At 37.3% G+C, this 13,366-nt stretch carries 12 protein-coding genes; 7 read left to right on the forward strand and 5 right to left on the reverse strand.

Features of this window, described 5'->3' with window-relative positions; genetic code table 11:
• Nucleotides 1-111 precede the first annotated feature (111 nt).
• The 3 genes from MTBBW1_RS03890 to MTBBW1_RS03900 are packed head-to-tail and all read right to left on the reverse strand — an operon-like array spanning nt 112 to nt 2,802.
• On the reverse strand, nt 112-417 hold the full coding sequence (locus MTBBW1_RS03890; protein WP_080799376.1) for a hypothetical protein: 306 nt from the start codon (nt 415-417) through the stop codon (nt 112-114).
• A gap of 18 nt (nt 418-435) precedes the next feature.
• On the reverse strand, nt 436-1,107 hold the full coding sequence (locus MTBBW1_RS03895) for a coiled-coil domain-containing protein (protein WP_080799379.1): 672 nt from the start codon (nt 1,105-1,107) through the stop codon (nt 436-438).
• A 39-nt stretch (nt 1,108-1,146) separates the two neighbouring features.
• Nucleotides 1,147-2,802 (reverse strand): AMP-binding protein, encoded by a 1,656-nt coding sequence (locus tag MTBBW1_RS03900; protein WP_080799381.1) that lies wholly within the window; start codon nt 2,800-2,802, stop codon nt 1,147-1,149.
• Nucleotides 2,803-3,510: 708 nt separating this feature from the next.
• On the opposite strand from MTBBW1_RS03900, the gene MTBBW1_RS03905 reads away from it, so the two are divergent.
• The 4 genes from MTBBW1_RS03905 to MTBBW1_RS03920 are packed head-to-tail and all read left to right on the forward strand — an operon-like array spanning nt 3,511 to nt 6,688.
• A complete protein-coding gene (locus tag MTBBW1_RS03905; protein WP_080799383.1) occupies nt 3,511-4,356 on the forward strand; it encodes a hypothetical protein in 846 nt (281 codons plus the stop codon).
• Nucleotides 4,346-5,779, forward strand: coding sequence for an exo-beta-N-acetylmuramidase NamZ family protein (locus MTBBW1_RS03910; RefSeq protein WP_080799386.1), 1,434 nt, complete (start codon nt 4,346-4,348; stop codon nt 5,777-5,779). The genes MTBBW1_RS03905 and MTBBW1_RS03910 overlap by 11 nt, the downstream gene beginning before the upstream one ends.
• Nucleotides 5,772-5,966, forward strand: a complete 195-nt coding sequence (locus MTBBW1_RS03915; protein WP_080799388.1) for a hypothetical protein — start codon at nt 5,772-5,774, stop codon at nt 5,964-5,966. The genes MTBBW1_RS03910 and MTBBW1_RS03915 overlap by 8 nt, the downstream gene beginning before the upstream one ends.
• Nucleotides 5,963-6,688, forward strand: a complete 726-nt coding sequence (locus MTBBW1_RS03920) for a ribonuclease HI (RefSeq protein ID WP_080799392.1) — start codon at nt 5,963-5,965, stop codon at nt 6,686-6,688. The genes MTBBW1_RS03915 and MTBBW1_RS03920 overlap by 4 nt, the downstream gene beginning before the upstream one ends.
• 141 nt (nt 6,689-6,829) lie before the next feature.
• On the opposite strand, the gene MTBBW1_RS03925 is transcribed toward MTBBW1_RS03920, so the two are convergent.
• Nucleotides 6,830-7,087 carry a hypothetical protein gene (locus tag MTBBW1_RS03925; protein WP_080799395.1) on the reverse strand — a complete coding sequence of 86 codons (258 nt, stop codon included), beginning with the start codon at nt 7,085-7,087 and terminating at the stop codon, nt 6,830-6,832.
• A 587-nt stretch (nt 7,088-7,674) separates the two neighbouring features.
• On the opposite strand from MTBBW1_RS03925, the gene MTBBW1_RS03930 reads away from it, so the two are divergent.
• Genes MTBBW1_RS03930 through dapB form a run of 3 tightly spaced genes read left to right on the forward strand, consistent with a single transcriptional unit; the run spans nt 7,675 to nt 13,099 of the window.
• A complete protein-coding gene (locus MTBBW1_RS03930; protein ID WP_080799399.1) occupies nt 7,675-10,296 on the forward strand; it encodes a 1-acyl-sn-glycerol-3-phosphate acyltransferase in 2,622 nt (873 codons plus the stop codon).
• 20 nt (nt 10,297-10,316) lie between these two features.
• Nucleotides 10,317-12,218 carry a sugar phosphate nucleotidyltransferase gene (locus MTBBW1_RS03935; protein WP_186441069.1) on the forward strand — a complete coding sequence of 634 codons (1,902 nt, stop codon included), beginning with the start codon at nt 10,317-10,319 and terminating at the stop codon, nt 12,216-12,218.
• Between the two features lie 32 nt (nt 12,219-12,250).
• Complete coding sequence (gene dapB, locus MTBBW1_RS03940) at nt 12,251-13,099, forward strand: dihydrodipicolinate reductase (RefSeq protein ID WP_080799405.1); 849 nt, start codon at nt 12,251-12,253, stop codon at nt 13,097-13,099.
• 55 nt (nt 13,100-13,154) lie between these two features.
• On the opposite strand, the gene MTBBW1_RS28985 is transcribed toward dapB, so the two are convergent.
• A partial coding sequence (locus MTBBW1_RS28985; protein ID WP_222423973.1) for a hypothetical protein occupies nt 13,155-13,366 on the reverse strand: 212 nt, incomplete at its 5' end.

Here is a 13,366-nt window from a genome sequence, read left to right on the forward strand (position 1 = left end):
AGCCCGCCCGAAGCGTGATAAGTTCAAAAATTCACTAATATCAACTGTATGAATATACAAAAGCAAATCCTCACTTACAAGTGCAATTTGAAATATGAAAAAATTTGGGCATCATCTTCTTTTAACACCGTTAAAAATCCATAAAAATGCCCAACCCGCAGCAACTGGCAAAAAACCTGCTGCAACAAACAAGGGCAAACGGCTCTCCCATGGCCTGAAAAAAAGCCCAGCGACAACAGGCCATATAAATGATAAAACAATGCCAAGCCGCATCTTCCAGGATAAACTGAGACCCGATGTAGAACCTGAACCAATTTTTAAAGTCTGAGGCTCCTTTGCCCTGAAAAGCCTTGGAACAAAAATAATACACACAATAATCAACAAAATGGTAAAAATTTCCTGAATTCCTGCCAGCATCCTCTTCTCCTGCCATTATTACAAAAGTGAAAATGAGCGTAACACACTTGCCACATCCGGATTTGTTTCGGCAAGTTTTCTCAGAGCTGCCATCATCCTCGCAAGAACAGGGCCGGAAGGGTTTCTCATCTCAAGATGCTCATCAATTTCCGATATATGCTCATCCACCCCGACAATATGATGCTCCAGATGCCTGAATTTTTCATACATCGGTTTTTGTGCAGATCTTCTGTCCCATATCATATAGCCCAACATGGCCATAACAACTGCCATGGTAGAGCCAAAAAGTGTTAAAATCAACTCCTGCATGGATTCAAAACGCTGATCAATGTCATCAAATCTCTTTTCCATACTTGCAGCCATTGAATCAATGCGTTTTTCCAAAGATTCAAAACGTTTGTCTATGGCCTCAAAACGCTTGTCTATTGCTTCAAAACGCTTATCTATGCCTTCAAAACGTTTGTCAACACTGTGAATCTGATCATCAATTCTCTGGTTGACAGCATCAATCCTTTGGGATAAATGGATTTGCCCCTGCTTTATTTCTGCAAGGGACTCAACTATCTCTCTGTCACTGATTCTGGGTGCAATTTCATATCCATATACAGATACTGAACTTAATAACATCAAGATGAAAATGGAAATACTATTACAGTATCTCTGAACATCTCCTTTTAATATTTGGTTCATTAGCATAAAATCACCTTAATCTCTTTTTGGCTTATCAATCTACTCACCATTAGAACCATAAAGAAGTTTTACCTCTGATCTGTCAACTATACCGTCATTGGTCATGGGAAGCTCATTTACAAACTGAACATATCCTGGCTTTTTATAACGGGCAATACGCTCTCCAACAAAAGCGATCAATTCACTTTCAGTAACAGAAAAATCTATTTTTCTTACACAAACAGCCTTAACACCTTCCCCAAATTTTGGATCAGGCACACCGATTACACAGCAATTTTCTATTCCGGGATGCAGCATCACAACAGACTCAACCTCTGCCGGATAGACATTTTCCCCTCCAGGCTTTATAAGCTCTTTTTCCGGTTTTCTACCTTCAAACCAAAGATAACCATCCTGATCCAAATGGCCAATATCTCCTGTATGATGCCATCCATTTCTTATGGTTGACTGGTCAAAAGAGAATCCCTCGGAAGTTCCCTGATAATTTTTATCTTGCATGGATTTGGTATTGCAGGAACCATCTTTTAACCAGAAACCTTTGAAAATAACCGGGCCTCTTACTCCTATCTCACCGCTTTTACCCAAAGGAAGTTCCCTGTCAGCTCCATCAAGAATAGAGAGTCTGGAGACAGGGCAAGGTCGTCCAGCAGAGCCAGGAGATTCTGAACTGTCAGACAATGTAACAAATCCTGATGTTTCACTCTGCCCATAAAGAACCCAGAAACGACAACCTGTCTTTTGCGTAAATTTTTCTATATTTTCCGGAGAATCTATTCCCACGACATTTTTAAGGGAGTCAATGTCAAATCCCTGACCTTGATCGGCATTATCTTTCATATGGGTCATCAAAGTGCTTAAAATGGGCGGAAAACTTGCCATCAAAGTTACTTTTTCACGATCAACAAGACCAAGGGCACGAGGAGCATCAAATTTTTCAATGATCACATTACGCCCTCCCATGTGCATTACAGCAAGGGCAAGATTCATTCCTGTTATGTGAAACAGAGGAAGCATATTCAAATAAGCATCGTTTTTATCAAGATACATAACAAGTGAAGTCTGGAGATTAGCAGTGATGATATTGGAGTGTGAAAGAGCAGCTCCACGAGGCTTCCCTGCCACAGCAGCGGTATAGATAAGGCAAAAAACAGGATACTCTTCACATATGGACGGACCTTGCCATTTATGTTCAGAAGAGATCATTTTATCATAGCTTAAAATTTCTTCTTTTTCTGCTGAATCCAATGATTTTTCCTCATTTAAACAGGAGATGCCCTTACCTGATGAGCATAAATCTGCAAGTTTTCCTTTGTATTTCAAGGTGTTTTTAAGCGAAAAAGCCAATTTCTTTTGAGATTCGTCAAAAAAAAGCAATATTGCACCTGAATCTTCAAGAATGTAGGCTATTTCATCTTCAGAAAGTCGCCAGTTAACAGGCACCAAAATTGCCCCGATGGCAGAGGCCGCACCATAAAGAATAAGATAGGCAGGAGAATTCATGGCAAGAATCGCAACTCTGTCCCCTGATTTTACACCATTATCCAGAAGAGAGGCTGCAAGGGAATTGACCAGCAGAAAATATTCCTGAAAAGAAATTTTCTCATTTGCATGAACAATGGCAGTCGATTTTGCAAACAGAGTAGCATTTCTTCTTATCATGTCATAAATATTAAAACAGTTCACTGAAAAGTTCATGATTTATATAGTCTCCTGTAGGCTAAGGTAAAGGGGATCTCCGGGCTGTGTCAAAACCAAGAAGCATTAACGGAAAAAATTGAAACTTATTTTGCCGGAATAAGGCAGCAGGATTTTAATGGCAATCAGAAAGATGTGTAACACGGCGGTTTGATTTGCCGAATAAAATATTAAGGAATGTCTCTTACATAACTTTCCCATTTCCAGAATAAACGGGCATGATTGCGTATCAATCACCCCCAAATATAAAAATGATAGTCATTTTCACGGTAAAAACCCGTTCAATCAGGGAACATGTAGATTTAAAATGGGAATGATATTTCGTGCTCATTCCTAATGCTTCTTCAAGTTTAAATTGTCGGGTGATTTTTTAGAGTACTCAAAGGGTCAAGGGGTTTTCTACCCAACAATCAAACCTTGAAAGAACACTAAGCAAATGAAATAATCAAAAAAATAACAAGGGGCATGTAAAATGTCAACACAAAGAAATAACAGGCATGATTGATTACGCATCAATCACCCCAAATATAAAAATGATAGTCATTTTTACGGTAAATGAAGCATCTCTCTTTGTAGTTAAAAAACTATTTGGAACACCTCTTTTAATATATGGTAGAATGTGTCTTGAAAATCCAGCCACAAAACTCTAATATTATAATGATATGAAAGATGCCGAACTCTATAATTTATCATACAAAGGAGGTTAAAATGGCACAGGTTGCAGAAAAACTATCTTTTCTTGAGGAGATGATGCAGAGAGTAGCCTATACTCAAATGCAGGCAAATGTTTCCATCGACAAACTTTCCAGGGAGATGAGGGAGTTTAAAGATGAGATGAAAGAGTTTAAAGATGAGATGAGAGATTTTAAAGATGAGATGAAAGAATTTAAAGATGAGATGAGAGATTTTAAAGATGAGATGAGAGATTTTAAAACTGAGATGTCTGACTACAAAGATTGGTCAAAAGAGCAAATTACAATAATGAAAGAAGAAATTGTCGCAATCAATCAACAGACTGCCACCATGAATAAACAAATTATCGAAATCTCTCAGCAAAATGCCACAATGAACAAACAAATTGGTACCATGAATCGTCAGTGGGGCGATCTTGCCAATAAACTTGGTACGGTTGTAGAAGATATTGTTGCTCCCAACATACCAAGAATTGCAGAAAAATATTTTGGATGCAAAGAGCTTGACTACATTGCCATACGAGTTAAAAAAAGGAGTGTTGCTGACAAAAGCAGAAGAAAGGAATTTGATGCCATTGCTGCCTGCGACAACATGTTTATTGTAAATGAAACAAAATCATCCCCTGAAATCAGGGATGTTGACAAATTTGCCAAATTTGTTAAAAGCAAAGAGCTTTTCGATTATTTCCCTGAATATAAAGATTATAAAACCTGCCCTGTTTTTTCAAGCCTATACCTGGATGATGCCTTTGTGAGTTACCTCAGCAGAAAAGGTATTTATGCACTTACCATGAAAAGTGACACCATGGAGCTTGTTAATTTTGAATCTCTTAAAATGCAGGAAGCAAAAGATGCCCAATAATCCAAAAGCATTACCGCAAAAGTTAAAAAATGCATTATTAAAAACAGAAACTTCGTGGTCTTCTCAGCCCAGCCCCGACCATGAAAAAAAAATCAATTTTCTCGGTAAATTATCTCCGCAAATAAGAGTAATGACGGGCCTTGAAAATCTTTACACCAATCCACTTCCTGAACTAAAAGGAAAACGGCTTGGACTGCTTGCCAATCCTGCATCGGTTACTTCTGACTTTATACATGCGTCAGATATTATAGAGGCAATATATCCGGGACAACTTAAGGTGCTGTTTTCTCCACAACATGGATTCCACGCAGAGAAGCAGGACAATATGATTGAATCAGATCACTGCATTGACTCAAAACATCAAATCCCCATATTCAGCCTTTACAGTGACACAAGAGTTCCTAAAAGAGAGATGTTTGACCGGATTGATATTTTGCTCATTGATCTTCAGGATGTTGGTACAAGAGTTTATACCTTTATATATACCATCTCCTACTGTATTGAAGCTGCCGGGAAATATAATAAAAAAGTTATTATCCTAGACAGGCCAAACCCCGTAAGTGGAAAAATAATTGAAGGCAATATACTCAAAAAAAACCTTATATCATTTGTGGGAAGATTTCCTATTCCCATGCGCCACGGCTTTACAGTCGGAGAAATTGCATCATTTTTTAACCATTTACCCAATGCCTTTGAATTTTTTTCCTCTACCTTCGACCCAGCAGACAACACCTTTGAAGGCTCTTCTAATGGCTCAAAATCACATAATGACAAAGATGGAGTTGATTTTAGAAGTGATTTAAAGCCCACCTGTGATCTTGATATAATTCCAATGAAGGGATGGAAAAGAGATATGCTTTTTACTGACACAGGCCTCCCCTGGATTGCTCCTTCTCCAAATCTGCCAACCCCTGCATCTGCACTTGTCTATCCCGGGCAGGTAATCTGGGAAGGTACAAACATATCTGAAGGAAGAGGAACCACCCAGCCTTTCGAGCTATTTGGTGCACCTTTTATTGAAACAGAAAAACTCATTGAGGCTGTGCAGCCCTTTATAAAAGGTGCAATTTTAAGGCCAGTGGCTTTTGAACCCACATCAGGTAAATGGCAAAAAAACGTTTGCAGAGGTTTTCAAATCCATGTGACATCACCAGAAGAGTATAAAGCATATTTTACTTCCCTTTTAATACTTCAACAAATAATAAGGCTTTATCCGGATGACTTTAAATGGAAACAGCCACCTTATGAATATGAATACAATAAGCTTCCAATTGATCTGATACTTGGAGATACCGAGCTTCGCAGAAAAATTGAACAAACGGCAAATGATAATATGAAAGGAATTGATTCCATTGAAAGATCATGGAAAACTGAACTTGACAATTTTCATACAATAAGCAGGAATTTTTATCTTTATGCCTAAAAAGAGACTAAGTACAATATCAGCAGATTTATCAGAAACAAGAGACCATACTTATGATGAAAAAAAGACTGATGATCTTGGAAAAAAGACTGATGATGTTGAAAAAAGACTGGTAATGTTGGAAAAAAGACTGATGATCTTGAAAAGAATAGTGATAATACGACTTCCAATTCATGGAAAAGAATGAGCTTTAAAGGCAATAAAGTCTGGGTTGAAAAAGGTGACGATGGCAGGCCTGCTGAAAAAAATGGAAAAGTGAGAATCAAATACAATTTAAAACAAAATTATGAATACTGGATTAAAAAAGAGAATCTCCTTCCTGAGTCATCTGCTGTATCATCAAAAAATAGAAAAAAAAGGGTTGACAGCCCATTGGAAAGCAGCGCCATCAAGCAAGAACAAACAAACTCCACACTAAAGCACAAAAACAAAAACCCAATTAAAAACAAAAACTTTGAATCAACCCAGGATAGGAACAAAAATCTTCTACCTGAAAATCTCATTGTTCCTGAAAATGCAATAACAATATTCACTGACGGAGCATCATCAGGAAACCCAGGCCCTTCCGGTATAGGTGTGGTGTTAATACATGGAGAGCATGAAAAAGAGATTTCTGAATACATTGGCCATGCAACAAACAATATTGCAGAGCTAATGGCCATCAAAAGAGCTTTGTCTCAATTAAAAAGAAATGATCTTCCGGTAAGGCTTTTTTCTGACAGCAGTTACTCAATAGGTGTACTGACAAAAGGATGGAAAGCAACAAGCAATCGTGAACTTGTTGAGGAGATAAGATCTTTAATGCAAAAATTTTATGACATTGAACTTATAAAAATCAAAGGGCATTCAGGGGAGGCAGGAAATGAACGCGCTGACCTGCTGGCAACCACTGCAATCAAACAGCAATGAAAAAAAGACAAACAGTAGTGACAAAAAGACAAGCAGCAATGAATGACAAAAAAAAGACAATTGCCGTATATACCAGGAGGTAACGGCAACTGCCTTTTAATTACAAATAATCTTGAAAAACTATATTAAAAATAGGCAAGGCTACTTTTTAAGTTCTTCCAGCTCTTTTTCCAACTCTGCAATTCTGGCTTTATCATCAGAAGCCGGAGCATCCACTCCATCATCTTTTTTCCATGAATCTTTAAGTTCATCAAATCCAAGATAGAGAGCAAGACCACCACCAAGAAGCAGTACAGGGGGAACCGCTCCTGCAATGATCTGCAAAAATGCATTAAACCACACAGCAATACCAATAATACCAAGAAGAACAGCAATAGCTCCACCAACCAATGTTTTCATAAGAGATAACCTCCTTACAAGTTAATTATTGCAAATACAGATACTATAAAATATTTATATAAAATCACATACATAAATGGTTCTGAAATTTTAATTGGTAATGATTAGCATATGAACCAGAGTAAATCAAGGCAATTTTTCCTTTACAATTATTTTATTGCCATTGAACCAAAGCTTTGATAGAAATTTCTTCAGTCAATAAGCAAACGGCACTATTCATACCATCCCGAAAGTACTCTATTCTCTTCGGATGTACAATCCAGAAAATGGGTGAGTTGTTTATTAAACGGGCATGATTGCGTATTAATGACTCTGTTGATTAAGTATTTACATATTTGATTTTGCCACAATATAATTACTTTTCAAGTAATCAAGAAACATATCATATTGTGGTGATTTTTTCAAAAATCAACTAAATCAACGGGCTCATTAATCATCCCACCCAAGTATAAAAATGTTAGTCATTTTCATGGTAAACACTCATAGCCGAATTTCGGCCCCCCCCGATCATGAAAACAGAATGTGTTTTCACGGTAAAGTCTAAATAGGTAAATAAAAGATGTTTAAAAAGCAAGGAAATATTTACAATGTCCATATTAATAAAATTAAGGGAAGCCTGGAATACCCGCATACAAAGCGTACTGGGACAAAACAATGATCATTTTTCATGTTTTTATCCTGGTAATTCAGGATTTCTTCCAGCGTATGCCCTTGACAAAATTTTCAGAAGAATAAAAATCGACAAAAGAAAAATAGATAAACTTGACCGCCTCAATGAAAAAGGTATTGTAATATATGTAGGTAAATACCAAAGCCTTTTTGAATTTTTATATTACCATACCACACTTAAAAAATCAGCACTGCCCTATCCTGAAATTGCATTTGGTGTGAAATTTTTCTTTCTTCTTCCGGTAAAAAGTTTTTTCAGGATTATCAAATCTCATCTTGACCACATGCTCAGACACTTTGAGATTAAAACACCATATTCTGGCTACTTTTTTAATCAATTATCAAAAGGACACGCCGGATTTCTTCACATGATTGACGGAAAACATTTTTACCGCAGATTCATTGAGTCCAGACCTGACCCACTTAACCATATAATTGCATTCCAGAAACAGAGCAGAAAACCTGTATTTCTTGTTCCCCAGGCAATTGTATTCAGTGTTAAACCTGTCAGAACAACATTGACTCCACTTGATATTCTGCTTGGAAGCAATGAAAAACCAGGAAAGCTTAAAAGGCTAATGGCTATATGGCAAAAACCTGAAAAAATTAGTGTGGAGATATCACAACCTCTTAATTTGCAGGATTTCCTTAACAGGCCGGACATAAGGGATATTGATGAGGATTTTCAGGCTTATGCCCTGCGAACACACCTTATTGACACATTGAACAGGCAAAAAAGAAGCATAACAGGACCTGTACTTAAATCCAGAGAAGAACTTACCGAGGATATCCTTACCCAGCAGTCACTTCAAACCTTTATGAGGGAGCACTCTGAAGCAGAGGGACAACCATTGATGGTAACCCACAAAAAGGCTGCAAGTTACATTGAAGAAATTGCCGCAAACTATAACCTTACAACCATCCAGATATTTGAAAAAGTACTTACCTGGGCTTTTAACAATATTTTTGAAGGTCTTGTTGTGGATCATGATGGTCTGGAACGAATCAAAGATGAATCAAAGAAAGCACCTGTCATTCTTGCACCATGCCATAAAAGCCATCTGGATTATCTACTCTTATCGTATCTAATGTTTAAGAAAAACATGGCCTGTCCTCACATTGCTGCCGGCAAAAACCTTTCCTTCTGGCCACTTGGCCCCATTTTCAGAGGAGGCGGGGCATTTTTTCTAAGACGCACATTCAAAGGTGCTGTCCTCTACTCAAGAATTTTTGCAGCATACATAGAGAAGCTTTTGAATGAAGGATTTAATATTGAATTTTTCATTGAAGGAGGCAGAAGCAGAACCGGTAAGCTTTTATCTCCAAAACTTGGTTTTCTCTCAATGCTCATAAAGGCATACAGAAACGGGGGGTGCGAGGATCTGATCTTTATGCCCACCTATGTAGGATACGACAGGGTACTTGAAGAAGATGCTTACCTTCACGAAATAGAAGGTGGCAAAAAAAACCCTGAAAACCTCTCCCAGCTTATTAGGGCAAGAAAATTTCTTAAAAAAAAGTACGGAAAGGTCTATATTAAATTCCATGAACCAATATCCCTGAATGAATATCTTAATGAAAAAGGCATTGACCTTATTTCAATGGATAAAGAGCAGCACATGGCACTTTGCAAGAGCATTGGCTACAAACTTATCAATGCCATAAACAAGACTTCAATCGTCACTCCACATGGAATAATTGCAAGTGCACTTCTCAACTCATCTGGTAACAGTTTTTCTAAACGTGAGCTTATGTTCAGGGTCAATTCATATATGAATATGTTGACAATATGCAATGCAGAACTTGCCGATACCCTTACAATTGACCCTGATCTTGCATTGAATCATGTTCTAAAAACATTTGTATCAAGAAAATTCATTGAACTTGCTGATGAAACCGAAGATGAAATTACAGATAATACTCGCTTTTTTGTTAAAGATAACAAACGCCCAATTCTCAATTATTACAAAAATAATGCCATCTCCTTTTTCATTCCAGCAGCTTACACAGCCATTGCAATATTAAAAGCCGATACTTTCCAACTATCATCAAGGGATTTGACAGATACATATCGTTTTCTGCAAAACTTTTTCATTGATGAATTTTCATTTGATGAAGAGAAGACCTGTGTTGAGCATATCAGCACCTGTATCAAGGCTTTTGTGGAAGATGGCATTCTGGTGCCCACACCATCTTTTAATGACACTTACAATCTTACATCTGAAGGATATCGAAAACTTAAGGCATTTTCAGAATTTTTAAGGCCATTCCTTGAATCATATAAAATTGCCCTTATGTATTTTGAAAAATACCCCAAAGAGAAACACGATCCCAAGGAGAGGGTAAAAAAGATGCAGGCAAAAGGCGCAAAGTATTACAAACGCAGGGAAATTCTGCTTAAAGAATCCCTTTCAAAGGTAAACTATATTAATGCTTCCACATTTTTTATTGAAAACGGAATTGCAGGCTCTGAAGATAGTGAAAAGATACAGGAGTATAAAGATATTGTGGAGCAACTGCTTAATATAGCTGTATCCTGATGAGGAGTGCCAACCTAAACATGAAAGCATTAATTCTGGCGGCAGGATTTGGCACGCGACTTCTGCCTTTAACAAATATTGTGCCCAAGCCCTTGTTCCCTCTTAACGGCGTCCCCATACTGCATCTTTGCATTGAACAGTTGATAAGGGCTGGATGCAGTGAAATCTTTGTAAACACACACCATCTGCATGAACAGATTGAGTCTTTTATAAGCCAAACCACCTTTTCAATACCTGTTATTACCATACATGAGCCTGATATTCTTGATACTGGCGGAGCAATAAAAAATGTTCAGAAATTGATGGGTGATACTCCATTTTTCGTAATTAACAGTGATATTGTGTCTGATGTTGACCTTGCTAAGGTATGGGAATTTCATATCTCAGGAGATTGGCCAGTGACACTTGTATTACATAATTACCCGAAATTCAACAAGATAACTGTTAATCAGAGGATGTTTGTAAGAAATTTTGATGGAGTTTCCAAAAAGAATTCATCTCCTGCATCCAATGCCCAAAAAAATCAAGCGTATAAAAAACTTGCATTTACAGGTATTCAGGTACTCTCCCCAAATATATTCCATTATATGCCTGTTGACAAAAAATTTGGAAGCATACCATTATATTCAAAAATTGCAGATCAGGGTGACATGGTAAAAGGTTATGTTTGTCCGAATATTTTCTGGCATGACATTGGTACTCCAGATTCATATGTGGAACTTTCCATACGACATGCAACAGCAAAAATAATAAAGCCAATTCCTGAGAACCCTTTAGGTACAGACCTTTGCGGAGTTGATTCCATAAAGATTGAACCACTTTCAGGTGATGGTTCGGACAGAAGATGGTTTCGTTGTAAAATAGATGAACAATCATTTATTGCAGCATCCCATGGCATTCAGCCAGACACTTCTTTTGACTCCAAACCAATGTCTGAAATCGACTCTTTTATAAAAATAGGTAAGCATCTTTATTTAAAAAACATCCCTGTTCCTGCAATAAGGGCTTTTGACAGATTTGCAGGAGTTGTGATTCTGGATGATCTTGGTGATACCCACCTGCAGACAATCATAAACAATGAAAAAACTGACTCTCAACCTTTATGGAAAAATTCAAAAATAAAATACAGCCATGATAATAATGAGGGGTATTTTTACGGTAAGAGCTATCTTGAAGCAAAGTCTTTATTGAAGAGTTCAGCGCTCACCCAAGTCCATGATAATAATGAGATCGATTTTAACGGCAGACAAAACAATATCATTGGTATTTACAAAAAGCTCTGTGAACTTCTCATCCTGTTTTCCATGGAAGGAATCAAAAATTTTGACAGCTTCTGGACATTTCAGACCAGCTACTATTCAAAAACAATGATTATTGAAAACGAATGCCGCTATTTCATGGATGCTTTTGTTAAAAACTATCTTGGTCACCGGCAGGATTTATTTGAAATTTTTTTACCATCTTTTGAATATATGGCAGACATGGCCATTGAAAATGCTTTTGAAGGATTAATGCACAGAGATATGCAATCAAGAAATATAATGGTAAAAGATGGTGATTTTTTTTTCATTGATTTCCAATCCGCACGAAAGGGACCCATTCAATATGACCTTGCATCACTTCTCATTGACCCCTATGTAAATCTTGACAACAATATCAGAAATAGCACTCTTGAATATTGTGCAGAAAAAATTGAACAGCTAACAGGGTTTGACAGCCAAAAGTTCATTCAAGGATATAGATTCTGCGCTGTTACGAGAAACCTTCAGATGTTAGGGGCTTTCAGTCACCTTTCAAAAAACCGTGGCAAAACCTTTTTTGAACAATATATTCCTGTGGCTCTCAGCTCCCTCAAAAACAATCTTGAGTATATAAAAAGTACAAATATCAGATTATTCTATCAATTTATCCGAGATATCTAATTTCGCTTATTTTTTTAAAGGAACTCAAACAAATGGTCTCACAAAATAAAATTTACGTTATGCTGAATGGATTACCTGGCAATGTCTCAGCCATAATAGCAAAAGGTTTTGCAGATGACGAAAGATTTTTTGTTATCCCTTTTTCATTGACAGGTCCTGAGATTGAGACTTCACATTATATGTTGAATAACAACAACATAAAACTTGTAAAACCATCCGAACGAGATATTTGTATCAAAGAAATAAAAGAGCGCTATTCTGAGATAATTGCAGTTGACTTTACCCATCCCACAGCCGTTAATACCAATTGCAGTTTCTATGTGGATAACAATATTCCTTTTGTCATGGGAACCACTGGAGGAGATCGGGCACTTCTGGAAAAAACAGTACTCTCAGGTACTGTAAAAGCTGTTATTGCCCCTAATATGGCCAAACAAATTGTTGGGTTTCAGGCCATGGTTGAATATGCTGCAAATACATTCCCTGATCTTTTCAAGGGCTACAAGCTGGAGATAAAGGAAAGTCATCAGCATGGAAAAGCAGATACAAGCGGAACTGCAAAAGCTATGGTGGCATACTATAACAAGCTTGGCATACCATTTGCCGATAATGAGATTATAATGGAAAGAGATCCGGAAATGCAGAAGAACGTATGGAATATTCCCGAAGCGCATATTTCAGGTCATGCCTGGCATACATATACACTAACATCCGAAAAAGACGATGCTGAGTTTCAGTTTTCACATAATATAAACGGCAGAGAGATTTATGCACAGGGAACAATGGATGCGGTATTTTTCTTGCATAAAAAGATCAGTCAGAGTCATGATAAAGATAAAACAGGTAAAATTTTCACAATGATAGATGTACTCAAGGGATGAGATGGAAACTTTTTTATCAAAAGTTTTCATAACTGGCTGTTTTTATAAAGACTTTCTACACTTCGATTGTGGCGAAAACCCGCCACGTACGTTTATATGAAAGTCCCCACAAATGGCTGTTTTTTATAAGAAAGTCCCCGTATTTCAAGGTTTTTTTCAGGGCTTTCATGCTTCGTTGTGGCAAGATGGGTTTGCCATGGCCGTTATATAGACTTTCAACACTTCGATTGTGACGGTGAACCGCCATGTTGGTTATATGGGAGTAAA

The organism is Desulfamplus magnetovallimortis (assembly GCF_900170035.1).
In the GTDB taxonomy this organism is placed as follows: domain Bacteria; phylum Desulfobacterota; class Desulfobacteria; order Desulfobacterales; family Desulfobacteraceae; genus Desulfamplus; species Desulfamplus magnetovallimortis.

Coding starts and splice junctions, on each gene's coding strand:
- MTBBW1_RS03920 (WP_080799392.1), top strand. CDS start 5,963: ATGAGCTTTAAAGGCAATAAAGTCTGGGTTGAAAAAGGTGACGATGGC.
- MTBBW1_RS03895 (WP_080799379.1), bottom strand. CDS start 1,107: ATGAACCAAATATTAAAAGGAGATGTTCAGAGATACTGTAATAGTATT.
- MTBBW1_RS03910 (WP_080799386.1), top strand. CDS start 4,346: ATGCCCAATAATCCAAAAGCATTACCGCAAAAGTTAAAAAATGCATTA.
- MTBBW1_RS03925 (WP_080799395.1), bottom strand. CDS start 7,087: ATGAAAACATTGGTTGGTGGAGCTATTGCTGTTCTTCTTGGTATTATT.
- MTBBW1_RS03890 (WP_080799376.1), bottom strand. CDS start 417: ATGCTGGCAGGAATTCAGGAAATTTTTACCATTTTGTTGATTATTGTG.
- MTBBW1_RS03905 (WP_080799383.1), top strand. CDS start 3,511: ATGGCACAGGTTGCAGAAAAACTATCTTTTCTTGAGGAGATGATGCAG.
- MTBBW1_RS03900 (WP_080799381.1), bottom strand. CDS start 2,802: ATGAACTTTTCAGTGAACTGTTTTAATATTTATGACATGATAAGAAGA.
- dapB (WP_080799405.1), top strand. CDS start 12,251: ATGGTCTCACAAAATAAAATTTACGTTATGCTGAATGGATTACCTGGC.
- MTBBW1_RS03915 (WP_080799388.1), top strand. CDS start 5,772: ATGCCTAAAAAGAGACTAAGTACAATATCAGCAGATTTATCAGAAACA.
- MTBBW1_RS03930 (WP_080799399.1), top strand. CDS start 7,675: ATGTCCATATTAATAAAATTAAGGGAAGCCTGGAATACCCGCATACAA.
- MTBBW1_RS03935 (WP_186441069.1), top strand. CDS start 10,317: ATGAAAGCATTAATTCTGGCGGCAGGATTTGGCACGCGACTTCTGCCT.